This is a genomic window from Shewanella sp. 1311 (assembly GCF_059338235.1).
Genome location: NZ_CM181686.1, coordinates 128,178 through 152,880, shown reverse-complemented (window position 1 = coordinate 152,880; position 24,703 = coordinate 128,178). Strand labels below are relative to the sequence as shown.

Sequence of the window (24,703 nt, the reverse complement as noted above, 5' to 3'; positions counted from 1 at the left end):
CCTAACCCCAAAGTCTGTCTGCAAGACCCGATGCGCGTTGGGTTGCTTGGCTGCTGGCCCGCTCGAATACGTGTTGGGTGCCTAAGCAGGTAAAATGCACTTTAGCGCGGGTGATGGCGGTGTAGATTAACTCTTTGGTCAGCAGTTGCCACTGCGCTAGGCTGGGGTTAGGTGGCAGCACTAAGGCTACACGGCTAAACTCGCTGCCTTGGCTTTTGTGGACTGTCATGGCGTAACAGGTTTCATGGCTGGGTAAACGTGCTGGCAAGACTTTTAACAGACTGCCATCGGCCTTGATAAAGTGCGCCATTAAACGTTCGGGTCTATCTTCATCCTGCAAAATCAATCCGATATCACCGTTAAACAGGCCTAAGTTATAGTCATTGCTTTGGATGATAATCGGCCGCCCCAGATAAAACTCCTGTAGCGGTTTAATCAGCTTGGCATTGGCCAATGCTTGAGTTACATACTGATTGATGCCTTCAACCCCATAATCGCCTGAGCGCATGGCGCATAAAATGCGGTACTGGTTAAAGCTTTCTATGATCTCAGCTGTGCTTGGACGCTTACTTAAATCACTATGATTTTCATCGCTATGACTTTCATCGCTAATGTTTACATCGCTATTCAAGGCGCTGAGATAAACGCCGTACTGCTGGCAGGCTTGCGCTAACAGTAAATTGAGTCCCACATTATTAGCAGGCTCGCTAACTTTGGCTTGGGTTTGGCTTACGACCATGCTGTGTTCTAACCACTTCAATTCAGCAGGGCCTTGTTGCCATACCTGCAATATGCCTTGAAGATCCGCGCGATTGACGGCGCTAGCAAGCAGTCCAATCCCCGCATCGCCTTTAAATCTGTGGCTGTGCATCAGCATACATAAGCTATCGCCAAGTTTAGGGGCATCGTTGATAAAGAGCGTTAACTCAAAACCCGTTAAAGCGCTCAGGCGCTCGGCTTGCTCCTTGGAATAGCGCATTTGCCACAGAGCTTGGCTGTTTGACGCTATGTTATTTTGCGCGAGGTTATTGGGAGCTACTGGCATTTTCAGGCCAGCACAAATATCGGCGAGCACAGCGCCAGCCTCAACCGAGGCGAGTTGGTCCTGATCGCCGAGTAAAATCAAACTGGCATGTTCCGGAAGTGCGCTGAGCAATTTATACATCATGGGCAAATCGACCATAGAGGCTTCGTCGACGATCAATAAGTCGAGCCTAAGCGGATTACCTTGATGGCGGCGAAAGTGCGGCGAATTTGGGATTACCCCGAGCAGCCTGTGTAAGGTTGAAGCCTCTTCTGGAATACGCCCCAATGCCGTTAAAAAGTCTTGGTTATTTCTATTACTAGCGTCGTCAACAACATCAGCATGGGCGCTGAGTTCCTTTGCCAGACGCGCTTTTGAGGCTTTGATCGATTCGCTTAACCGAGCTGCAGCTTTTCCCGTGGGTGCGACTAAACGGATTTCCTGTTGTGATTCCATTTGCAACAATAACAAAAGCTTAGTCACTGTGGTGGTTTTGCCTGTACCTGGGCCGCCAGTGATCACCGACAGTTTTTTGCCTAACGCTGTTGCTGTGGCGACCTTTTGCCAATCAATGGGTGCTGTGTCCTCACTGGTAGTGAGTGAATGGGGCGCGAGCAGATTGGCAGGGAACAGTTGATCTAACAGTGACCTCAATTTTGCGGTTTGAGTTTGCTCTTGGTGGCTTACGTTTTCAGAGTGTTTAGATACGCTGCCAGATAGGCGGATTAAAGAAGCGGCCACTGAGGTTTCAAATTGATGATAACGCTGCAAATAGAGTCTGCCATTATCAAAAATAAGTGGTTTGTTACTGCCCGCTTGGCCAACGGCATCAAAGGTTTGCAAAGTCTCTGTGAGTGCTTCGAGACTTAAGCTGATTTTACAATGGCTATTTTGCTCGGCCATGGGATTAAGCGGCACGATATGAGCGAGTACTAGGCAACTGTGCTGTGAAGATAATTGCTGGCTTAACAGCGAACATAGCAACATAAACAAGGGTTGTTGGCTGTCACTTGGATGTAAGTGGCTCATCTCGAGCGCGAAATGTCGGTCGAGCGGTGTGAGCAGTCGTTCCTGCTCCCACAGTTTCAACAGCTCTGGTAGCGGCGCGCTAAGCTGGATTGCGCCATGGTCTATCCATTTCGCGGCTGTGAGTGAATGTGCATTTAGCCCTTGAGTTGAGCGCATCATGCCGTGACTCCTATATCGATTGCACCAGCTAATCTGCTGTGAAATAAATTGTCATTAAAAAGTGAATCCAGCGCGAGAATAAGTGCCTTCGGCGGCTTGTCGTAGTAAATACCGTAGCCGGGATACTGAGCCGACATACCCCGTAAGAACAAGTAATAACAACCGCCGATATGGCTTTCGTAGTCATAACTTGGCAGGCGTAAACTCAAATATCTGTGCAGCGCCAATGAGTAGAGGATGTACTGCAAATCGTACCTATGATCGGTTATGGCACTTTGCAGCGCGCTCTGATGATAGGCATTGATGTTGTCGCCTAAATGATTCGACTTATAGTCGGCGATATAATATTTTCCTTGGTATTCAAAGGTTAAGTCGATAAAGCCTTTGAGCATGCCCTTGAGATCATCAAACTTAAGTGTCGACTCATAGCCAAACTGCTGTAGTAGCGCATTGAGCTCAGTATCCTTAAGCTCGCTTAGGGGTAAATAAAACTCCATTTCGACTAAGGTATCCTGCGGCGATAACTTGGCTAAGCACAAATCAGGATGCTCAGGTTTGGCCGTCTTGGAATTATTCTCTAAGGCCGATGTTGAAGGCATTGTCGTTGGCACTATTGATGGCACTGTTGATGGCATTAGTCCAAGCGGCGCATGCAGCACATCCAGATACCAAGTGTGCAATACCGTTTGCCACTCGGGCGCGATACCGTATTTCAGCATGGCTTTAGGTAATTGCAGCGGTAAGTCTCTGTCTGCCTGTGTAAAATCAATCTCTTCTAGCACTAAGTGCATAAAACTACCTGCGTTAGCGCCACGCTCAAAGTTAAAGCGATTGAGCATGCCATCCTGCAGCTCATGACTTGGCTCATCAGGAATAGAGAGTGTTTGCGCAGCCATATATTCAAGTGTGCCTAATGCTTCATCATCGGCGCCCGGAGCGGCTTTGCCATGGCTGGTATTTTTAACTAGGCCTGAATAACTGCCGACTCGCCACGGCGTGCTGTATTGGCGGGTTAAGGTTTTCGCGCTCAGTATTTGTGCTATGTCTTGGCTTGAGGGCAATGGCCGCTCGTCTATGTCATCGGGCACCTTATCAATACTTATGGCTTCCACATCTTGTGCGAGCTGCTGCGCTGCATTGCAGATACGGGCAAAGTCACATTCTGAGTCGCCTATGCCGAGCAGATAGCCTATGGCGGTTTCATGCAGCTGACTTTTAAGGCCATTTTTAAGCTGACGACTGTGATTGGCGATATACAAGTAACACAAATACACAGGGCGAGTGAGCGCCACATATAGCAAGCGCAAGTCTTCGGCCAAGGTTTCTTGTTTGGCGCGATCCCAACCTTCATCCGTGCCTTCGATATCCCACACGAGTTCTTGCTCACCTGCGTCGTTGGTTCTGTGGTACAGCATAGGCGTCGGGCGGCGGCGATTGTCGCGGGCTAGGCTAACAAAGGGCACAAAACATACGGGATACTCAAGGCCCTTACTCTTATGGATAGTGACGATCTGCACCAGATTCTGCTCGCTTTCGAGGCGCAGCTGCTGTTCATCGGTGCCTGTGTTATCAATCAGTTGTTGTTCATACCAATTGAGCAGGGCGCTAATACCATCAAGCTCGGTGGCCTTTTGCTGTAATAGCTCGGCAAGGTGACGAAAATCCGTCAAACGGCGCTCGCCATTCGTAGCATCTTGCTCCTGTGCATCGGTTTGCGTACTAGCGGAGTGCAGTAAACGGTCAATCAGCTTAGTGCTATTGGCAAGGCTGAGTAGCGCGGGCATGATGCCGCGTTTGTGCCACACTTGGTGCAAGTTAAAAAACTGCTCTAATAACAGCTGTCTGTGCTCTTCATCTTGGTTGAAGGCATGAATTTGCTCGGCGCTGTAGCCTAATAATGCCGTGGCTAGGGCGCTGCGCAGTGCCCGCTCATCCTTAGGATTCGCCAGAGATCGCAAAATTAACGCCATTTCCCGCGCTTCAAGGGTATCGAATACACTGTCGCGGCTTAAAAACACTGCGCCTATGTGACGTTTACTCAGTGCGGTTTTCATCACCGCCGCTTCGTTGCGGTCTCGCACTAAGATAGCGATGTCTTTAGCGATCAAAGGCCCTTTCGGGCTGTGGCACGCGCCATTGGCCGCATCTGTCAGTAAACGGGTGATCTCCGCTGCTGCATCTTCGGCGAGCAAGTGTCTGGCGGTGGTTTTGTTGAGGCCGTTTTCTGCGCTTTCGCTTAAGAGTCTTAATCTTAAGGCAGCTGGATTAGCTGTTTTTTCAGTGAGGGTTTTCCCCTTGGCACTGCTGGGCGTTTTCACGCTATCAAAGGGGATCGACTGACTGATAAAAGGATCGTGATGCTGGCTAAACAGATGGTTAACCCCAGCGACCATGTTTGCGCTTGAGCGGTAGTTGGTATCCAGATGATAGTGGGCCTGCGTATGATTACGGGCCTCAATATAGGTATGGATATCGGCGCCGCGAAAGGCATAAATGGCTTGCTTAGGATCGCCAATCATCAACAGGCTGAGCTTGTTCTCTGTAGTATCTACACCTTGCTGCTCAAACGAGTAGCGGCCTTGGTAGATGCCAGAGAAGATCGCAAATTGCAGCGGATCGGTATCTTGGAATTCATCGATAAGCGCGACGGGGAAACGTGTCGCTACGGCTTTGGGCAAGGTTTCATTATTAGCGTTTAACGCGCTTGCTAACGTTGTGAGCAAGTCATCGGGAGTCAGCACGTTTTTTTGCTGCTTTTGCTGGGCAAATCGCTCGCTTATACCAAGTTTCGCACTATACAAAAACGCCGGTTTAATGGCGGCAATCAATGTGGCAAGTTGCTCCATATGATCCATCAGCGGCGCTTCGCTCACGCTTGGGATCACGCCGCCCTTGTTGAGCTTTAACTCCGACAAGGACAAGGCTTCTAACTCTTTCAGTGGCGGTAACCCATGACCGAAGGCGAGCCAGTTATCCAGCGCATCGAACATGGCGGCGAGCTTGGGGTATTTATCCGTTGCTTTGCCAAAGCGGGTGCCGTTCAGCGGCAAACCGTGTAGCAATGCTAATAAACCATCGCGTCCCCGCGGCCAAGCTAATTTAAAGCGCTCTAAACTTTGGCGCAGTGACAGGGCCAAGGCATCAAACTTAAGCGCGGGTTTCAGAGGCTTTGCTTGACTGGCGCCAAGGAGCGGTCGCAACTGTTTGACCAAACCATCGGGCTCGCCAAATTCCTTAGCAATGATTTGCGCTAAGTAATCGGGCAGCGGATAACAGGCCTCACGCCAAAAATCCCGCACGGCATGGTGTAAAAACTCGCTGTCGTCCAAGGTAAAGTCCGATTCGAACAGCAGGGAAGACTCAAAGGCGAGATCGGATAAAATTCGCTGACAGAAACCGTGGATGGTAAAAATCGCCGCTTCGTCGAGGGATTTAAGGGCGAGATCGAATCGCCTCAGGGCAATGGCGCGATCACTCTCTGGGGTGTTGTCATACAGCGCCTGCACAAAGGGATCGGCAATCGTTAAACCCAAGAAGCACTTAAAGGCGACTTGAATACGCCGGCGAATACGATCCCTTAGCTCTTCGGTGGCCGCATTGGTGAAGGTTACCACTAGAATTTGCTCGCAGGTCAGCGGCGCAGGAATACCATCACCAAGCAATAAGCGTAAATAGAGACCTGAAATGGTGTAGGTTTTACCTGTGCCAGCGCTGGCCTCAATAAGACGACTACCGCCAAAGGGTAATGTGAGTGGATCAAGCGCCTGCGCCGCTGAATGTAACGCCGCTGCGTTTAACTGCATGTGATCACTCATGATTGCTCTCCCTGTGCGCTATCGCGGTTTAAATGTGCTGCAGTCGCTTTTGTTTCAGTTGCTTGTACATCGGGAGTCTGGCTTTGGCTCATGCCATCGTTCAGCGCAAATTCCTCAAGCTGAGCCAGCGTATCTTTGAGATATAAACTCACCATAGGGCGATAGATGCGCTCGGCTAATGCGCCAAAGCTATTCTCAGAGAAATCCCGCGGAAAACTGAATAAGCGTTGGTAATGGGGCTCGTTCCCTTCACCCAATTGACTCTGCTCATCCAGCCATTCAGGTAACGCTTGCTGCAAACGCTCATCGTGCTCACCTTCGCAGCTGACGTAGGCCAGTGAGGTGCGCGGCATAAAACACAGTGGGTATTGCTGACCTTGATAAAACAGCACCAGCAAATCTGCCAGTAACGCATGGGCGCGCTCAGCAGTGATTGGCGCTAAGGCGTGGAAATGCCCCATGTCGAGTAGATAGCTTGCATGTGTGTGGCCCATTGCCATTAAACACAGGTGGCGAAGGTATAACCTCAGCACATCGCGGCCGTGGGCGCTACCGGGACGGTAATTCACTAATCCCTTAGGGCTGATGTCATCAATACGGCCTTGCAGTAACACTTGCTGGGATTTACCCGCCGTGATGGGTAAGTCAAACAGGAGTTTAATATCCGCATGACTACTGGTTTGTTCTCCCTTGAGGAACAAGGTTCTGCCAATCAAAGGCTTAATATCGTGCTGATATTGGCGTAGCAGCAAATCATCGAAGGGCTGCATCGGCAAACTGCCGCTGGCTTTGAGGCGTTTAATTAGCTCGATATCGGGCTCAGTCAGACCTTGGCCTATGGCATCGTCGAGTAACTGGGCCTGCAACATATAGCGCTCTAGGGCATTTAAGCTAAAGGGCTCGTCATTATCATCGGCCTGAATATTAAGGCTAAGATCGACTTTAAGCGTTCGGTTGAAGAAGTACTGCGCCGGATTTCGAAAGAAACGGATCAGGGCAGACACATCCACTTGCTTACTTTGCTGTTGTTCGCGCACAGAAGCGGGCTGTGCCTCTGTATCTGGCATTGAGTCTTGCTCATCCGCTTCGAGCATGATGCGAGTTTGCGCGCCGATAAAGCGGCCCGCATGTGTGCCTGCCGCTGCCGCATTGGGCGGACACCATTGCTGGCTGTAACTTTGGCCTATGCCTGACTCATTTTTACTTATGCTTGAGCCATCTATGTTTGAGCTATTCTCGTCATCACTTTTTACTGCGGCTTGATACAACTTAGGATCGAAGGGTTGCAGCGGATGGTGGCTGACGATCGCGTTATAGAGGGCTTTTTCAGCATCTTCTGGGTCTATGGGGCTTGAAGCTTTCTGCGATTGAGCCAATAGCGTTTCAGGCAAATAGCACAGCTGACAATATTCAATCAGTTCAGAGACGAGCATAGAGGCGATACGTTCAGAGTTATCCCGTTCGCTGCGACCGATGTAGCTGATGTACAGTTGCTCGCGCGCCGACAATAAGGCTTCTAAAAACAAATATCTGTCATCGAGACGGCGGGAACGATCGCCTTTACGGGCACCAAAGTGTGCCATTAAATCAAAGCCGACGGGATGCTGAACCCTAGGATACACCCCATCATTCATGCCGAGTAAACACACGATCTTAAAGGGGATCGAGCGCATCGGCATCAAGGTACAAAAGTTCACGCTTCCCGCAAGATAACGCTGGCCTACCCGAGATTCGGTTAAGCGCTGATTAAACCATTGCTGCAGCACTTCGATACTGAGGCTCAGTCCGCTTATGCTCTGTTGGGCTAGTGTCACGAACATACTTGTATCTAACGAGTTTGTATCTAATGGCTTGCCCGCTGATAGTAACTCTTGCTCTAGGGCGGCAATGGCATCGCGGATTTCCTGCAATTGTTCGCGCTCGTCTTCATCTGTGTCGTAAAAAGCATCCAGCAGCTCAGTTAATTCAGCCAAACGCAGGGCGCCCACTTGCGGTAAGGCGAGTATTTGCGCCGTTTCATCGAGTACTTCAATAAAATTGAGTAACTTACCTAACGCCTGCGCCGATTGGCCTTCGATGCCAGTCACGATCAGATGATCTTGGTACAGCGGCGCATCGTCACTCAAGGCATAGCCTAAAATCAGCCTTTTAATACCAAAGGCCCAGGAGTTTTGCTCAAACGCTGGCACACCTTGCTTAAGGCGGCTTTGTTCATCGCGGCCCCAGCGCACGCCCGCTTCATCTAACCAGCGGCGGATGAGTTGCAATTCATCGTCATCGAGTTGGAAACTGCGTAAAATGGCGGGCACTTCGAGTATGCTCAAAATGTCGGTCAGACCAAAACGACTCTGATTAATCCCCAGTAAATTCAAAAAGCTATTGATGAGCGGTGATTCCTGCGCTGCGCCGCGATCGGCAATGGCGTAGGGAATGTAATGCAGACCTTGCTTCGCCGAGAAGACGGCATCGATATAGGGCGCGTAGGCGGCGACATCGGGCATCATCACCACTATGTCTTTGGGTGTCAGGTCGGCATGGTTGCTGAGTAACTCAAGCAAGTGATCGTGCAGGGTTTCGACTTCCCGCAGTGGACTGTGACAACTCTTAACTCGAATGGATTCATCGTCGCGCTTAAGCAGGCGTCTGTTCTCGACATTCTGATACAGCTCGGCATCAGGCCCTAGTACTCTGTCTAAGGTTTGCATCTCTAAAATATCGTATTGCACCCCGTGTAGCATGCTGGCGTTACTGTGTGGCGAGTTGGGATCGTCACAGGGCTCACAATACACATCATCGCCAAAGTCGCAGTGTTCGGCGGGAAGTTCAAGCAGCATATCGAGTAATTCACGGCCCATCTTGCCGTTATTGGCAAGCAGCGGATTGCCTACTTCGAGTTTATCTTCCCACAGTTCGGCTAATTGGCGTTTACCCGCATATTGCACCGCCATGCGGGCACGATTACGGGGATCAACAATGTCACCCCAATAGTGCTGACATGGGCTTAAACCCAGCACGATCACATCGATACGTCCTGCCAGATGGTAAAGCACTTCGAGGGTTTGCGGCGCCATCGAGGAAATGCCAAACACAAATAAGCGTTGCGGCAATTTGGCGAGTGACGTGTCGGGATTATTCAGCGCGGCAATTAAGTCGCTGTGCAGATTGGCCCTGTGGTAATGGCTTTGATTAAGTTCATCACGGTTAAAGGCAATCAGTGCGCGCCATAAAATGGGTTGCCAGCGTTGGTCTTCATTCAGCGGCTTGGTGAGTGATTCGGGATGCTCGTTTTGCTCCCACGCTAAAATCCAATCGGGGCGATACACTAAGTATTGGTCGAAGATATCGGCGATACGGCCACAGAGTTGGTACAGCTTAATGTCGTCAGCCGTCATATCACTGGTGTTGAGATGTTCACTCGTATCGGCGGTATTTATGGTGGACCTGTTGTCTAGCGTATTACCTAGATAGTGTCTCAATGGCCCAAAGGCGTCATCTTGCAACATGCGCGGCAAGAGTTGCATCAGCTTCCACGTCATCGCCGCCTTAGTGAAGGCGTTGTCCTTGGGCACATCGGGTAATAAGTCATGGCACAACTGCCAGGTAAAGCTCGACGGCAGTGGGAATTCCAATGCGGCAGCAATCCCATTTTGTTTGGCGATTTCGAGGCGCAGCCAAGTCGACATGCCAGGACTCTGCACCAGAATATGCTCGTTACTCAGTAGACGTGCAAAAACAAGGGGCTGGGTCAGGTAAGCGGCTAAATGGGCGCAGAGCACTTCCATCTGATTGGACTGGATTAACTTTAGCATGTGCAACTCGGCATGGTGACAGTAAAACAATTCTATGTGTTTGATTTATAAGATTCAACACTATTGCTGCTTCTGTGGAATTAACCCGCAATTTTAGGCGTTTACTGAGCCTTGAACTGATGCAACTTGGCCGGCTAATGCTCAGTTTACAAATCCTAGGCTAGCGTGAACTTCTTTTTCACCTTAGCCCTGAGCAATAACCAATTCAGTTGCTTCGCCGCCGCTTTAAATTTTGTTAAATGCGCTTGATAGGCATCAGCCGGTAAATCTTGATACTTCAGCGCCACATAACTTTGGGTAAAGGTGTGCATTAGCGCACAAAGCAGTGGTGCACTGTGTTGGTATTGCTCGATAATCTGCTGCGCAAATTGGTTTGGCCCATCACTGTCATTGCGTTTAATACCATGGCGGGCGAGGCGATTGCAGACCTGTTGATAGCGAGCGCTGATAGGATCGCCTTGAGTGCTAAAATGTAATAGCCCCGCACTGTAGGCGATATAGAGCACGATAAGGCTGATACACAGCCCCATAAATACCGCGATTTTAGTGTTAGTTACATCACCTAAGATGCCGCTGAGCACTTGATTCTGCCTATCTTGGTTGAAGCCCAGTACCCACACGCTCCAGTAATAATCTATGCTGGCAAAACGTTGCCTTAACTCATTGAGCCAAGGCATGGATTTAAAGCGTAAGCTACTAAAAGGACTTTCCTGCAGGTAACTCAGCGCGGGATCAAACTGGGCGTCGAATCCTTGTTCGATTCGATCGGGCGCCACCATAGCGGTCGGATCGAAACGTACCCAACCTTCACCTTCGATCCAAACCTCTGCCCATGCGTGGGCCATATATTGATACACGCTGTAGTAACCCGCTTGCGGATTAAACTCACCGCCCTGATAGCCTGTAACCATACGCGCGGGTAAGCCTGTGGCCCGCGTCATAAAAATAAAGGCTGCGGCATAGTGCACACAAAATCCGGCTTTGTTTTCAAATAGAAAATCATCCACTTGTTGCGGTCCAAGGGGAGGCGGCGTGAGTGTGTAGAAAAAAGGCTCGGTATTAAAGTGGCGCATCATGGCCCACAGTCGTGGCTTAGGTTCGGGATATTGAGTCTTGAATTGCTCGGCCAGCGCCCAAGTTCGTGGATTACTGTTACTCGGCAGTTCGAGGTTAATCTGCCTTTGCCGCGCCGAGAGCTTGAGATCCATCTTCGCCTTGGGCCAAGACTCCACTTGATAACTCATTCGCTGATCGACATTGCGCAGTGCTAACAGCCGATAGTCGGGCATATTGACCACACTATCATCTTGGCTGTAGGCGACATCGAGGCCAAATAACCACGGCTGGTGGCTCGGCTCAGCAATCACTTGGTAACGAAGACTAGGCTTATTATTTTGCTTGTCTTGTTTTGCAGCATCTTGATCTTCGCTGCTTATCGAAGCGGGGCTCTTTGTTAAATCAGGGACATTGGTCATTAAATCAGCATTACTGGTCATAGCGTCAGGACTGGTGACCGTCAAAGCTGGGCTATTAAGCATCAATGCAGGACTGGGCCGTGATGGCGGAAACAGCAGCGCATCTTTTTGCAGCTTTTTAATGCCTTCCTCCTGACGCCAAGTCATACCGTCATAGTTTTCCATCACCAGCGCGCGCCAATATAACTCAGCATTAATGGGCGCCGCATTGGTAAAACTCGCCCTAAAGGCCAGTTCGGTCGAACGGGTGAGCTTGCCGATATCACCAATGGCCAGACTATCGGACAAGCCCGTTTGCGCTTCTTTCATGTTGGGTACTAACCAGAGCGGCGCAAAACGCGGTAATACTAAAAACAACAGCAGCGCGAGGGGCATACTCTGTAGCAAGAATTTACTACCAAGCAATGCCGTATGTTTTAGGGAGTGTTTATCTTGATACAGAGTTACGAGCACGCAGGTGTTGATCAAAGTCACCACGAGTAAATGCGCGGTATTGAGTAAGGATTGGTGATCAATAAAGGTCAGCGCGATAATAAAATAGCCCGCGAGGACGACAACGCGCACATCCCTTTGGTTACGCATTTCAATATATTTTAAGGCGTAACCTAGCAGCAGCAGATTCACGAGCGCGTTGAGTAAGCCTATTTCCTTTGAAACGAGTGCCAGTGTGGTTGCGGTGCCGATCGCAAGACTGGTGACCAGAAAACGCGGGGGCTTTGCCACTTTGCCGACATAAATCCCCACACGCCACAGCAAACAAATTGCGCAAATGCCTAAGGTCCAAGGCGTGGTTTTATCAAATAGCGGGCTCAGTACGGCGATATTGGTGATCAATAACCAAAAGAGTGTCTGACGGCTGATGTTATCGCCAATTTGCGGTGTCGTGCTGCTGGCCGTTAATGTCATGCCTGTTCCCTCGAGGTCGGGATATGACGTTTCTTGCTGGTGGTTTTAGCCGTTTTATTTGAGTGCTTTGCCGCTGATGACGAATTAACGGCGGACGGCGCTAGCTGTGGATACAAGGCAAGGGCCTTATGGCAGGCGATTCTATGGTTATGACCAATAGAGGGCGCGATCAATATATCCTCGCCCATGGGTGTTTGCAGATGTAAGCCGAAATACTGCTCGAGTTGCGTGAGTTTATTGATTTGCCAGCTTAATTGACTCAACTGGGTTTCGAGCCGTTTAGCATCGGGTCTGAGTCTTAACCAAACGGGATCGCCTTGGGGCTGCTGAAACTCTTTACTCAACATACCGCGACCCTGCGCCCACTGTTTCCACGCCACTTGCTTGAGGGACTCGCCGAGCACATGGGGTTTAAGTCCTTTAAACTCATCGATACCTGACACATGTTTACCCGCCAGCAACAGGGGATCTTGCTCCGACTGTGTATGATCAGCCTCAAGCTGCAGCGGTGCTTCAATCGGCTGGGCAAAGACTAAGTGACTAATGGCCAAATCCACATGGGACCATGCGCGGCACAGCCCTAAGGGATAGAAGGATTCAATTTTGAGCCTACCCGGTGACACTTGGCCCCGCTGATGATATTCGAAGGGCACGAGCGCTTGCTGTTCATCTGTGCTGACGTTATGCACCGTATAAGTGCGATTATGCGGATAGTTAAGCTGGATATTATGACCACTGTGATGGGTGCTGATGAGGACCGGAAAGGTTAAGGTTTCGCCTGCATAGACTTCGGGTGGCGTCATGGCGCGTAAATGTAGACCCGCCAGATTTTTGTAACTGTAGAGAATACAGGTATTAAACAGGCTTAATAATAAGATGCTAAGGCCAATGACTAAGTTATTTTGATAGTTAGTGCCAAATAGATATAAGAGTAAAACCAACCCGAGCCAAACTAAGCCAAAACCGCTCGGCAAAATAAAAATGCTGCGATGGCTTAAGGTGATTTCAGGACTCGGTGGTAAACGCCTTGCTAACCAACGCTGCCAAATCGGTACTAGAATCGGAACGAAAGTAGGGCGTATCAGTCGTTTCACTTCTGCATCACTTCCATGGTTGAATGACTTGCTTTAATGCCTAGGTTAACTGCTCGATTAACTGCATGCCTTAGCGATATCGTTCATGACAGCGGCTCGCTACATGATGGGGTTAACACTCGCCAGAATTCGCTCGGATAAGGCTTCGCCTTGTAATTGGCTACTGGTTCTCAGTCTGTGCTCCGCCACGCAGCAAAAGACCGCTTGTACATCTTCAGGGACTAAATAATGTCGACCCTCTAAAAAAGCCCATGCCTTAGCGGCTTGCAATAGGGCTTTGGTGGCGCGGGGCGATAAACCCACGCTATCACTTTGGCTGCGAGAAAAATTCACTAAGGCTAGAATGTAATTGAGTAAGGCATCGGAAGCGCTGACCTTGTCGCACTGTTCTTGCAGTTGCATCAAGGCCAGTGGTGTCAAGCATTGGGGCAGTTGAGCTAAGGTTAAGTGGTTATGATTGCTCTTCAGCATCGCAAGTTCGGCGTCGTGGCTTGGATAACCAATTGACAGACGCATCATAAACCGGTCGAGCTGCGATTCTGGCAGCGGAAAAGTGCCGGATTGATCGGTGGGATTTTGAGTCGCGATCACAAAGAAAGGATTGGGTAATCTGTGGGTGATGCCATCGACTGAGATTTGTTGTTCGGCCATCGCTTCAAGCAAGGCACTTTGGGTCTTAGGGCTGGCGCGGTTAATTTCATCGGCCAAGATCATCTGCTTAAAAATCGGCCCTGGATGGAAGATAAATTGCGCCTGATGTTTATCAAAAATAGACACGCCGAGAATATCAGCGGGCAGCATGTCGCTGGTAAATTGAATTCTTTGGTAACTCAAGCCTAAGCTTTGGGCTATGCCATGGGAAATACTGGTTTTACCCATGCCGGGTAAATCTTCAATCAACAGGTGGCCGCGGGCGAGAATGCAGGCCAAAGCAAGCCGAATTTGCCTTGGTTTGCCCAGCAACACTTGTTCGAGTTGATGTAGTAATTCGCTGATCCCAGATTGTGCCACGGGCGACTCCTAATACATTTAAAAGCGTAACTGAAAGTGCATGCGAAAGCAGACAAGCTTTACTACTATGGCGGATCATCGCCTGCTTATCCAGTGCATTTCTAGTGCGAAATCAATTACTCGACTGAATGACGTTTAGGCTTGCGTGTGCTGGTGGCGCAAAGTCAAAGGGCGGCGCGTGGATCTATGCAAGACACAGCACTTGGCTGCGGGTGGGGCGAATAAACCAAGATTTAAACAGAAAGCCTTGGACTAAGTCGACGCCTATGTCTCGCGCAAACGCCAAGTGGGCTTCGGTTTCTATGCCTTCTAGAATGCACTGTTTATTGGTTTGCTTGGCAAAGTTAATCAGCGCTATGAGTAACTGGACTCCCTCGGAATGCGTGATGTGGGTTAACCAATGGCGATCGAACTTGAGATAGTCCACATTCATCATCAAATCGACACAAAGCATAGAGTGGGGCGCACCAATATCGTCCAGCGCGACCTTGATATTTGCTTGTTTAAATTGGCTGAATAGCTGATTGGCAAGCTGGGCATCGTTAATGCAGGTATTTTCAATGATCTCGACCGTGACTTGCTGGTACTGCGATAACAGCTTTATAAGCTTGGCAGTATGTGGTCCATCGACAGCGTGGGGATCGACATTGATAAAAATGCGCTGCTGGCTGGGCGCGTGAGCGAGTTGAAATGCTTTGGCTTGATATTCAACGGCGGCGAGTAATTCTGTGGATTCATGCAATTGCTCAAACACGACATTGGGTGCAACCGCATCGCCATCAGGTAGATAAAAACGCGCTAAGGCTTCATAGCCGTCGATGGCTAACGTATGGGGATCGACAAAGGGTTGGTATTCGCAGCTGAGCGTTAACGAACTAAGGTTAATCATGGGCCTAATGGGAGTCTTAATGCATTAATACTAATTATTCGCATTTAATGCCTCGCAGTGCAAACAAGTTTACGATAAAACGGCGTGATTGCTGAATAATTATTCGCTTTGCTAATTATTTGAATTTAGAGAATATCATTCAGAATTTTTGGCGGTTAAAGCATGAGCATTACCTTAGGGTATGCTGAAAAGTAGGAACTCGATACTGCTGAGTATCGAGTTCCTTTTTATGTCGCAAGTTAGTAAGCAAACTTCAGTTCGGCTTCGCTGAATAAGGGCTGCGCTTTTTGCTCCTGCGCCTCATAAATCAATCGATAGCTGAAGACGGCTTGCACATATTCACGGGTCTCAGTGAAGGGAATAGCTTCGATAAAGCCCATGGCATCGAGTTTTCCATCCGAGTTTGCCAACCAGCGACGCACCCGTGACGGGCCTGCGTTATAGGCGGCGGTCGCGAGGATACGGTTCTGGTTAAACTCTTTTAACAACTGGGCATAGTAAGCACTGCCAAGATTGAGGTTAAGCTCTGCGCTGTAAAGATCCTTAGGATCGCTATATTTAGCGCCATGTTTCTTGGCGGTTGCTTTAGCGGTCGCAGGCATAATTTGCATTAAGCCGCGGGCACCCACGCCTGAGGTCGCATAAAGATAAAACGCGCTCTCGCGGCGACTGATCGCTCGAATCTCATCGATGTTCACTTTGTGCTTTTTGCTGGCGTGCTCAAAACCTTCTTGGTGCGCCATCGGGAAGCGTAAGGGAATGTCGTCCCACAACTTACCTTGGATACTGGCTTCGACGCCAAAGTCGTACCAGCCTTGCTCATGGGCATAACGGCCGTAACGGGCACGCATTGTGTTGTCACTGCGTCTGAGCAGCGACATCCATTCGTAACGCGCATCGAAATAACGATCCAGCGCCATTAGCTCTTGCACGCGCGCAAAACCCACATCATCGGTTAATTTTTGGCTGCTGGCGTCGACGATAGGCTCAGGGCTTTGATTCAGCGAGACGGGTTTATTTAAAAACTGTGCGGCGGCAAAACCGTAAAAATTACGTTCATTGCTGATTGTCGCCAGCGCTTTGGTGGCACTTTCTGGCGCATCTTTAGCATTCGTGCGATAGAGCCAATATTGCCAGCGCTCCTTAGCCAAGGTTTCTGGTTGCAGTAAATTTAAATAACGGGCAATGCTGCGCATGTCGTGATCGCGAATGGCCCATCTTAACCGGCGTTCAAATAAGTCGTCACTTTTCAGCTCGGCCAGTACATTGTCGACATAGCTTTTATGGCTATCATCTTGTTCGATTAAGATGCGGCGAACCAAGTATTTATCCAGTTGTTGGGCTTGTGCTGGCGTGAAACGATTAGCTTTTTGATACCGTTCATACAAATTAATCGCTTGGTCGAGATCCTTGCGGGCAAGGCGTTTTAATCCCGCCGAGACTATGTCACCCACAATCGGATTTTTATCCTTAAACTTTTCGGTATGGCGCAGGCTGTTTGGATCTTTATACACGGCGACTAAGCGCTTCGCTTCGTTATTATGGGTGGTGATTTTCTGGGATAAATAGCTCAGCAGACTGGTTTCGCCAGTCTCAAAACTCAGCATCATCCGCGCCCAGATCACATCTTGAGTGCGTTTACCCGCTTTGGTCCAAGCGTTGAACAGGGGATCACATTCTTTTGGCCGTGAACTACCAAAGACCCAGAGTGATTGCGCCGCCGCATAGGCGGTTTTTATCTCGCCCTTGGCAAGTTTTGCTTCGTAGTAATAACATTGCAGGCGGATGTCGGTAGGGACATCGGGACTTATTGCAAGATAATCACTCCAGCGTTTTTGGGTGCCCGCATTGTTTAAGTATTTAGACCTTAACCTGTTGTACATAGGCGTAGTTTGATACTTATCAATCAGATTTTTTGCCGCAGCGCCATGCAAACCATTGAGATCGCCGATGTCGATATCATGGTCTAAGTAAATTGCCAGCGGATAATCGCCCAATTTTGCCCGTAGGGGTTTATAGACTTCATAGTCTTGTTTCTTTAAGGCTTTTTCGGCCTCAAGGAAGGTTTTCTGCGTTGGCGTTAACGCGAATGCAGAAGGGGCATTCAAGGCGCCTGCGAGCAATATTGCGCTGGATATAACCACATTCATCACGGCTTTGCACATGGAGCGTTTGCCTCCGGGCATCAAGGTATCAATCGACATGTCCGTATCGATTCAAGGTTATTGGCGAGTGTTCAACTCTATCAATCAATTAGGTCTATTAACTTTGTTTATCAAATCAGTTTATTAACTCAATTTATCAACTCAGTTTATCAATTTGGGCATTATGCGGGTTCGAGTTCTGTGTCCTTAGGATCGCGCGTTGGCGGCAGCGTCAGCGTCATCATCCTGTGTGTCGTTATCGTCTTGGGCTTCATTGAGTGCTTTTTCTAGCAGCATTTTATCCAGCTGTTTACTGGTATCGACCCCGAGTTGCTGCATTAAGTGGGCTTGACGCACTAAGTTACCTTTGCCCGATGACAGCTTGTTCATGGCGCTGTGATAGGTTTTTTCGGCGTTATCTAAGGCACGACCGAGTTTTTCCATGTCTTCAATATAACCACATAACTTGTCGTAAATTCGACCTGCTTGTTTTGCAATAGTTTGCGCGTGTTGGTTTTGATATTCGTAGCGCCAAATATTGTTAATGGTGCGCAGGGCCACCAGTAAATTCGTCGGGCTCACCAACATGATATTCTGCTCAAGGGCAAAATTGACTAGGCTAGGATCATGCTCTAACGCCAGTAAAAATGCCGGTTCAATAGGAATAAACATCAACACATAATCGAGGCTCTTAAGACCGTGCAGATGTTGATAATCCTTTTGACTCAAGCCCTTAATGTGGCTGCGAATCGAGATCACATGCTCATTAATCGCCTGTTGGCGCAGGGCAGGATCTTCACTGTTAAAGTAACGCTCATAACTGACCAAGGACATCTTAGCATCGATGACCACGTCTTTATTTTCTGGCAGATGCACAATCACATCCGGCTTAAAGCGCTTACCGTTGTCGTCCTTGAGATCTTGCTGGGTATGGTATTCATGGCCTTCGCGTAGGCCGCTTTCCTGCAGTACGCGATCGAGGATCACTTCACCCCAGTTACCTTGCTGCTTGTTATCACCCTTGAGCGCTTTTGTCAGGTTGATTGCATCTTGGCTCATCTTCAGATTGAGATCTCTGAGGTGCTCAAGTTGATGTTTAAGGGCGCTGCGCTCGGACTGTTCGTGGGTGTAGGATTCACGAATTTGCTGTCTGAATCCTTCAAGCTGTTGTTTCAATGGTCCAAGCACGCCTTCGAGTTGACTGGCATTTTGATGCTTAAAGTTTTCGCTACGTTCTTCAAAGATTCGATTGGCGAGGTTTTCAAATTGGGTCTGTAAGCGCACTTCGGCCGATTCTAGGCTGGCGATTTTATCCTGCAGTGATTCTTGCTGGGCATCGGCCTTGGCTTGAATGGTTTGCTGCATGGCATTGGATTTCGACAGCGCCAATTGAATTTCTAACTGACGGCGCTGGCTGTCATTCAATTGTTGCTCTAAGGTGGGTACACGTTCGGCTAAGGCCTCGGCTTTACCTAATTGTTCAATTTTGAGCTCAAGGCGCTGCTGGTATTGGCGCAGTTGCGCCTCTTTGTCATCAACCAAAATTTGCTGTTGTGCTAATGATAATTCAGCATCTTCATTCACTTGACGCATCTCTTGCTCAAGTTGGTCTTTGTGTTGTTGCCAACGTTGGCGGGTAAGTCTTTGGTTGAGCAGGGCACCGATCAACAGGCCTAAGAAGGCAATGGCGAGAAGGCCGATGATTTCGGCGACGGAAAAAGATTGAGAAAATGGCATGATCAATAGCACTCCTTTAGCTTTGGCGCTTAGGTTCGCATGCCGCCCAATAGGCTTCAAGCCCTTTAATCAACTATATCTGCGCTTAATGCTTGAATGAGCAAGTCTTATACGTTTAAGGTGAATTTATTCACGGGTGGAAAGTTTTTCTGGCTTTGACCTGTCTATATTAAAGTGAGCATAGAAGTGAACATAGAAGTGAACATAGAAGTGAACATAGAAGTGAACATAGAAGTGAGCGATACAGACGAGCGCCAGATAAGCTTTTATCGCGACTCGGTGGCGTTAATCATTAGATGGTAGAGGTGTCAATTGGCTAAACATTCCCGTTTTACCCCAGGTATTCTTAAAAAAGCGCAGTGGCACATGCAAGATAACCAAGTGACGCCCGAAGCGGTGTTTCGCTCGCGCCGGCAGATTGTGAAAGCCATGGGGCTTGGTGCTATCGGCGCCAGTGTGCCAGGTTACGTGCAGGCCGGATTGTTCGATTTATTTGGCGATCAGCCTAAGTCCTCATTTATCACTACGCCACTGACTTTTCAAACCAATAAGCAATACGGTGATGCTGATGTGTTAACTCCGCTGGATAAGGTGACGCAGCACAATAACTTTTACGAGTTTGGTACGGACAAGCAAGATCCCTTCAATAATGCCCAAGGTTTTAAAGTCGATCCTTGGCAACTGCGTATCGAAGGTGAAGTCGAACGGCCCATGACTTTAGATTTTAATGATCTAACTAAAATGTTCCCGCTTGAGGAGCGTAATTATCGTCTGCGCTGCGTTGAAGCTTGGTCCATGGTGATCCCTTGGGTGGGGTTCCCGCTGGCGGCATTATTGAAAAAAGTGGGTGTAACTAGCAAGGGCAAGTATGTCGCCTTCGAAACCGCCTTCGATCCCGAGCAAATGCCGGGGCAGAAGAGCCGATTAATGGGCGGCGGTATTCACTATCCCTATGTTGAAGGGCTCACCTTAGCCGAAGCCATGAACGATTTAACCTTAATGTCGGTGGGTTTGTATGGCAAAACCCTGCCACCGCAAAATGGGGCGCCAATCCGCTTAGTGGTGCCATGGAAGTACGGTTTTAAGAGTATTAAATCGATAGTGCGAATTCGAGTGATGGACAAGCAACCGCCGACCAGTTGGAATCAACTTGCCTCACACGAGTATGGATTCTATGCCAACGTCAATCCGGCGGTGGATCATCCGCGCTGGTCGCAGGCCACAGAGCGTCGTATCGGCGAGGGGGGATTATTTTCAGCAACCCGCATCGATACCCAGCCGTTCAACGGTTACGGCGAGTTTGTGGCTTCACTGTATGACGGCATGGATCTGAGGAAATACTATTGATTGGTTTTTTGTTAGGGGATTCGCCATTAAGCGGGGACCACCTATGTTGAGATTAACCGCTAAGCACTTATTTTGGCTAAAGACGTTATTTCATTTGTTGGGTTTAGTGCCCATCGTCTACCTTGTGCTCACTGTGGTGTTGGGCCGTGCCGGTGGCGATCCCGTGCAGCACATTATTCACTACACGGGCATAGGCGCATTAAATGCCCTTGCGGCGACCTTGCTGATCTCACCGATTGCCAAGCTGACCAAGCAAGGGCTGTTGATGCAGACCCGCCGTTTAGTGGGGTTATATGTGTTTGCCTATGCCACTTTGCATATCTTGGCCTTTTTTAGTTTAGATCTGTTGTTTGCTTGGGAGTTGCTGTTTAGCGAAGTGGTAAAACGGCCGTATATTCTAGTCGGTGCCGTGGCGTACCTTATCGTCACCGCCTTGGCGGTGACTTCGTTTAAAGCCTTGATGCGTAAGATGGGGCGCCGTTGGCAAACCTTGCACAATGGCGTGTATTTGGTCGCGATATTGGCGCCAATCCATTTTTACTGGTCGGTAAAATCGGAAATCATTGAGCCGAGTCTTTATATCTTAGGTTTTAGCGTGTTATTGCTATGGCGCACGCCTTGGCTTAAGCGCATCCTCAACCGCAAAGGGATGAGTAAAACCGTGAAAAAGACGACCAGTGGACAAGATAAAACGTCGATAAAATCAGCTTAAACGCATAGTGCGAGCGGTGAATCGTTGGCTTGTTTTACGTTTCTTTGTGCCTAACGCAATATATAAATTATAAAAACAAAAATGCCGAATCAAGATTCGGCATTTCTCATTTAGCGAACTGTTCTGCTCAGTTAATCTTCTTGCTCAGGTGGCAAGACTTAACCTAAACCTTGAGTCGCCGATTTCATTTGGATGAACTCAATTTTATAACCGTCTGGATCTTCAACAAAGGCAATCTCAGTGGTGCCGCCTGCGACTGGACCTGGGGCGCGTGTTACTTTGCCACCGGCTGCAGCAATAGCAGCACAACGGGCGTAAATATCTTCATCGCCAATGGCTAAGTGGCCAAAGCCTGTGCCTAAATCGTATTTGTCTGTGCCCCAGTTATAGGTCAGTTCAACAACGGCTTGGCCAGTGGACTCTTCACCGTAACCCACGAAAGCTAAAGAATATTTGTACTCTGGGTTTTCAGAGGTGCGAAGGAGTTTCATGCCGAGCACTTCAGTATAAAAAGCAATACTGCGTTCTAAGTTACCGACGCGGATCATAGTGTGTAATAGTTGCGACATAGGTCCTCTCTATAAATAGATTTCGGCGAGGAGTATATCAAAAATGTATGTGCGTATGACTACAAATGTCATCCATTGTGTTTTTATCGAACTTGACCAACATGGCTGGCTAGGATAGGGAAAGGCTTGCTGTCGACGGACGATTTTGCGAATTTTGAAAAGAAAATTGCCGATAAATTGGCTGTCGCTCACAAAACACAGATACAAACATGGGTTTTTACCGCAGGGTTGACGATAATATGGCCATACCAACTAGGAGAGTGAATGATGAACACCGAACTTAAAATGGCCTTAGGCACTACACTTGTAATTGCTTTATTTTTCAGCGCGTTCTTTGTTTCAATCTTTTAACTAGCAATACAAGTTTCAGTTAACCTTGTACCAAGTTAAGCAAAAAGCCGCTATTGCGGCTTTTTGTTTGTCTGTGATTTAATGCACGTAAAACTTAACAAGGATTTGAAGATGTTGTTTAGCGAAACTGAAATAGCATTCATTGCATCGGCTAAGCGAAAAGTACAGATGGCGCAGAAGGTGCGGTTAGCTGTGATTGCATTAGTCGTGCTGGGTACTGGACTGACGATATCTGGTTTGTGGGTCAATGAGTTCGCCATTTATATGGCCTTTGGACTCGTGGTCTTTGCAGTGGCCTTGCCGCAATTTGGGCAAGGGCCGAAATATGAAGAGTTAGTCAGTTTGCTCGAGAAGAAAAGCCAAGGCTAACTTGCTTGGGTTTATTCTTCAGGATAGATTTTTTCTTTAAATTCGCACAAGTCTTCAATGATACAGCTGCCGCAGCGAGGTTTGCGCGCGAGGCAAGTGTAGCGCCCGTGCAAGATAAACCAGTGATGCACATCGACTTTAAATTCTGCAGGCACGACTTTCAGCATTTTATCTTCCACTTCGACCACGTTCTTGCCGGGTGCAAATTTAGTGCGATTAGCGAGGCGGAAAATATGGGTGTCAACGGCGATGGTTGGCCAACCAAACGCAGTATTGAGCACCACGTTTGCCGTTTTACGGCCAACGCCTGGCAGAGACTCTAGGGCTTCGCGGTTTTCAGGCACTTCACCATTGTATTTCTCAATTAAGATCTCACAGGCTTTGATCACATTGACGGCTTTGTTGTTATATAAGCCTATGGTTTTTATGTATTGTTTTAAACCATCGACGCCAAGAGCATAAATGCTATGGGCCGTGTTCGCCACAGGAAAGAGTTTGTCCGTTGCCTTGTTAACGCTCACATCCGTCGCTTGGGCGGATAAGGTCACCGCGACTAAGAGTTCAAAAGGACTGGAAAAATTGAGTTCGGTTTCAGGTTTCGGATTGTTATCGCGAAGACGGGTGAGGATCTGGATGCGTTTTTCTTGATTCATGTACGATTCCTGCGCGGTTGTTGGGTTCAACTAGCCATTATCAATAGGGTATTAATGATGATTGAACGAGCTTGAAACCTAGACCTGCTGATTTCCTATGCTTTGAGTTCTTATGCAGAGTGCTTATGCTTTGATATATTATTTTTAATTCCAGTCGCTTAAGTGCGCTAGGCGCACATTAAGCGTTGAACACCATACTCAGTACTATGCTGGGATTAGGCCTTTATGTCGAAAGCCTAACCAACCTTAGTGATCCGCGCGCGGGTGACACTTGGCTCTGCGGCGACTTGAGGTTGGCGTTCTTTCACTTTTTTATCAATCACATTCTTCAGTGCAATCAATAATCCCATGACGATAAATGCGCCAGGTGGCAGCATAGAGAGCAGAAAAGGAGTATCGACTTGCCATAAATGGATGGTTAAGGATTTTGCCCACGGACCGAGCAGTTGATCGGCGCCATCAAACAGTGTGCCTTGTCCTAATATTTCCCGCGTTGCGCCAAGTACTGTAAGCACTAAGGTAAAACCGAGTCCCATCATGAGTCCATCGAAGGCGGCGCTAAAGGCGTTATTGCGCGAGGCGAAGGCTTCGGCGCGACCGATAATGATGCAGTTGGTCACAATCAACGGCAGGAAGATCCCAAGGGATAAATACAGACCGTAGGCATAGGCATTGATAAGCAGTTGCACTGTGGTCACCAGCGCGGCGATGATCATCACAAATACCGGAATACGAATTTCTTTGGGCACATAGTCGCGCACCAGCGACACCAAAATGTTAGAGCCAATCAGCACCAACATAGTCGCTAGACCAAGGCCAAGGGCGTTCGTGATCGTCGCTGTGACCGCAAGCAGGGGGCACAAGCCTAACAGTTGCACTAGGCCAGGGTTATTCTTCCACAGACCTTGCCAAGCAATTTCGCGATAATTAGTCATGGTTGGCCTCACAATTTAGCGGCAGACTGAAAATTTGCGCTTGGTTATTGTTGAAATACCATACTGCGTTTTTGACTGCTTTGACATAAGCGCGCGGGGTGATAGTCGCGCCGGTAAATTGATCAAAATCGCCACCGTCTTTTTTAACCAACCATTGTTTGTCATCTGCCGAGCCTAACACTTTACCGACAAACTGAGAGACCCAATTGGATTTACGCAGATCGATTTTATCACCGAGCCCGGGTGTCTCTTGGTGAGCTAAGGTGCGAACGCCTAGGACTTCGCCTTTTGTGCTAATACCCACAATCAACTTAATATTGCCGTTATAGCCATCGGGCGCGATGGCTTCAATGGCGATGGCCACAGGTTTGCCTGCACTGGTGGCTATATAGGCGGGCATTGGGCTGTCGGTTCCTAATGCGTCTTTATCCAGCAGCAAAGTACATTGAGCCGTTAGCTCGTTATCGTGCATCTCATCAGGGATTAATTGATGTAACACTCGCATTAATTCCTGCTGTTCTTGCTGCTTAATTTTATCAACAGTTTGTTGATTGACTGCGGCGACGAGCCCAGTGCAAATCAAAGCAAACAATGCCAATAAAAAACCATTTTTAATCATCGGATTTTTCAACTTTTTATCCTTAAGCTCTCGTTGCCCGCAGAATGATGTTATCG

The 24,703-nt window shown here is 48.6% G+C and carries 16 protein-coding genes; 3 read left to right on the top strand and 13 right to left on the bottom strand.

The annotated features are described in order from the left end of the window. Position 1: 1 nt before the first annotated feature. The 9 genes from recD to rmuC form a co-directional block, all read right to left on the bottom strand. Positions 2 to 2,212, bottom strand: coding sequence for an exodeoxyribonuclease V subunit alpha (gene recD / locus AC5YB3_RS00780; protein WP_494526317.1), 2,211 nt, complete (start codon positions 2,210 to 2,212; stop codon positions 2 to 4). After that, positions 2,209 to 6,027: an exodeoxyribonuclease V subunit beta gene (gene recB, locus AC5YB3_RS00775; RefSeq protein ID WP_494526316.1), complete on the bottom strand. Its 3,819-nt coding sequence runs from the start codon at positions 6,025 to 6,027 to the stop codon at positions 2,209 to 2,211. The genes recD and recB overlap by 4 nt, the downstream gene beginning before the upstream one ends. After that, positions 6,024 to 9,836 carry an exodeoxyribonuclease V subunit gamma gene (gene recC, locus AC5YB3_RS00770; RefSeq protein ID WP_494526315.1) on the bottom strand — a complete coding sequence of 1,271 codons (3,813 nt, stop codon included), beginning with the start codon at positions 9,834 to 9,836 and terminating at the stop codon, positions 6,024 to 6,026. Before recC ends, recB begins: the two co-directional genes overlap by 4 nt. A gap of 155 nt (positions 9,837 to 9,991) precedes the next feature. Next, positions 9,992 to 12,217: a transglutaminase TgpA family protein gene (locus AC5YB3_RS00765; RefSeq protein WP_494526314.1), complete on the bottom strand. Its 2,226-nt coding sequence runs from the start codon at positions 12,215 to 12,217 to the stop codon at positions 9,992 to 9,994. Continuing rightward, a complete protein-coding gene (locus AC5YB3_RS00760; RefSeq protein ID WP_432329246.1) occupies positions 12,214 to 13,311 on the bottom strand; it encodes a DUF58 domain-containing protein in 1,098 nt (365 codons plus the stop codon). Before AC5YB3_RS00760 ends, AC5YB3_RS00765 begins: the two co-directional genes overlap by 4 nt. 99 nt (positions 13,312 to 13,410) lie before the next feature. Continuing rightward, positions 13,411 to 14,322: an AAA family ATPase gene (locus tag AC5YB3_RS00755; protein ID WP_126492017.1), complete on the bottom strand. Its 912-nt coding sequence runs from the start codon at positions 14,320 to 14,322 to the stop codon at positions 13,411 to 13,413. Positions 14,323 to 14,506: 184 nt separating this feature from the next. After that, on the bottom strand, positions 14,507 to 15,211 hold the full coding sequence (locus tag AC5YB3_RS00750; protein ID WP_259521722.1) for an EAL domain-containing protein: 705 nt from the start codon (positions 15,209 to 15,211) through the stop codon (positions 14,507 to 14,509). 239 nt (positions 15,212 to 15,450) lie between these two features. Beyond that, positions 15,451 to 17,376 (bottom strand): transglycosylase SLT domain-containing protein, encoded by a 1,926-nt coding sequence (locus AC5YB3_RS00745; RefSeq protein WP_494527209.1) that lies wholly within the window; start codon positions 17,374 to 17,376, stop codon positions 15,451 to 15,453. Between the two features lie 186 nt (positions 17,377 to 17,562). Then, entirely contained in the window at positions 17,563 to 19,092 is a 1,530-nt protein-coding gene (rmuC, locus tag AC5YB3_RS00740) for a DNA recombination protein RmuC (RefSeq protein ID WP_494526313.1), read from the bottom strand. A 312-nt stretch (positions 19,093 to 19,404) separates the two neighbouring features. Between rmuC and msrP the strand changes: the two genes are divergently transcribed. Next, complete coding sequence (msrP, locus tag AC5YB3_RS00735; RefSeq protein WP_494526312.1) at positions 19,405 to 20,439, top strand: protein-methionine-sulfoxide reductase catalytic subunit MsrP; 1,035 nt, start codon at positions 19,405 to 19,407, stop codon at positions 20,437 to 20,439. A gap of 43 nt (positions 20,440 to 20,482) precedes the next feature. Continuing rightward, complete coding sequence (gene msrQ, locus AC5YB3_RS00730; protein ID WP_494526311.1) at positions 20,483 to 21,151, top strand: protein-methionine-sulfoxide reductase heme-binding subunit MsrQ; 669 nt, start codon at positions 20,483 to 20,485, stop codon at positions 21,149 to 21,151. 158 nt (positions 21,152 to 21,309) lie between these two features. Here the strand turns inward: msrQ and gloA are convergent, their stop codons facing one another. Further along, the gene (gene gloA, locus AC5YB3_RS00725; RefSeq protein ID WP_006087315.1) at positions 21,310 to 21,720 is read right to left on the bottom strand and encodes a lactoylglutathione lyase; all 411 of its coding nucleotides are present in this window, start codon (positions 21,718 to 21,720) and stop codon (positions 21,310 to 21,312) included. Between the two features lie 462 nt (positions 21,721 to 22,182). Here gloA and AC5YB3_RS00720 point away from each other — a divergent pair, with 462 nt between their 5' ends. Then, on the top strand, positions 22,183 to 22,440 hold the full coding sequence (locus tag AC5YB3_RS00720) for a hypothetical protein (protein WP_006087316.1): 258 nt from the start codon (positions 22,183 to 22,185) through the stop codon (positions 22,438 to 22,440). A gap of 11 nt (positions 22,441 to 22,451) precedes the next feature. On the opposite strand, the gene nth is transcribed toward AC5YB3_RS00720, so the two are convergent. From nth to rsxG, 3 genes are all read right to left on the bottom strand, one after another. After that, a complete protein-coding gene (gene nth, locus AC5YB3_RS00715) occupies positions 22,452 to 23,093 on the bottom strand; it encodes an endonuclease III (RefSeq protein ID WP_012089126.1) in 642 nt (213 codons plus the stop codon). 236 nt (positions 23,094 to 23,329) lie between these two features. Then, the gene (locus tag AC5YB3_RS00710; RefSeq protein WP_413485030.1) at positions 23,330 to 24,028 is read right to left on the bottom strand and encodes an electron transport complex subunit E; all 699 of its coding nucleotides are present in this window, start codon (positions 24,026 to 24,028) and stop codon (positions 23,330 to 23,332) included. Beyond that, a complete protein-coding gene (rsxG, locus tag AC5YB3_RS00705) occupies positions 24,021 to 24,659 on the bottom strand; it encodes an electron transport complex subunit RsxG (RefSeq protein ID WP_006081539.1) in 639 nt (212 codons plus the stop codon). Before rsxG ends, AC5YB3_RS00710 begins: the two co-directional genes overlap by 8 nt. Positions 24,660 to 24,703: the final 44 nt, after the last annotated feature.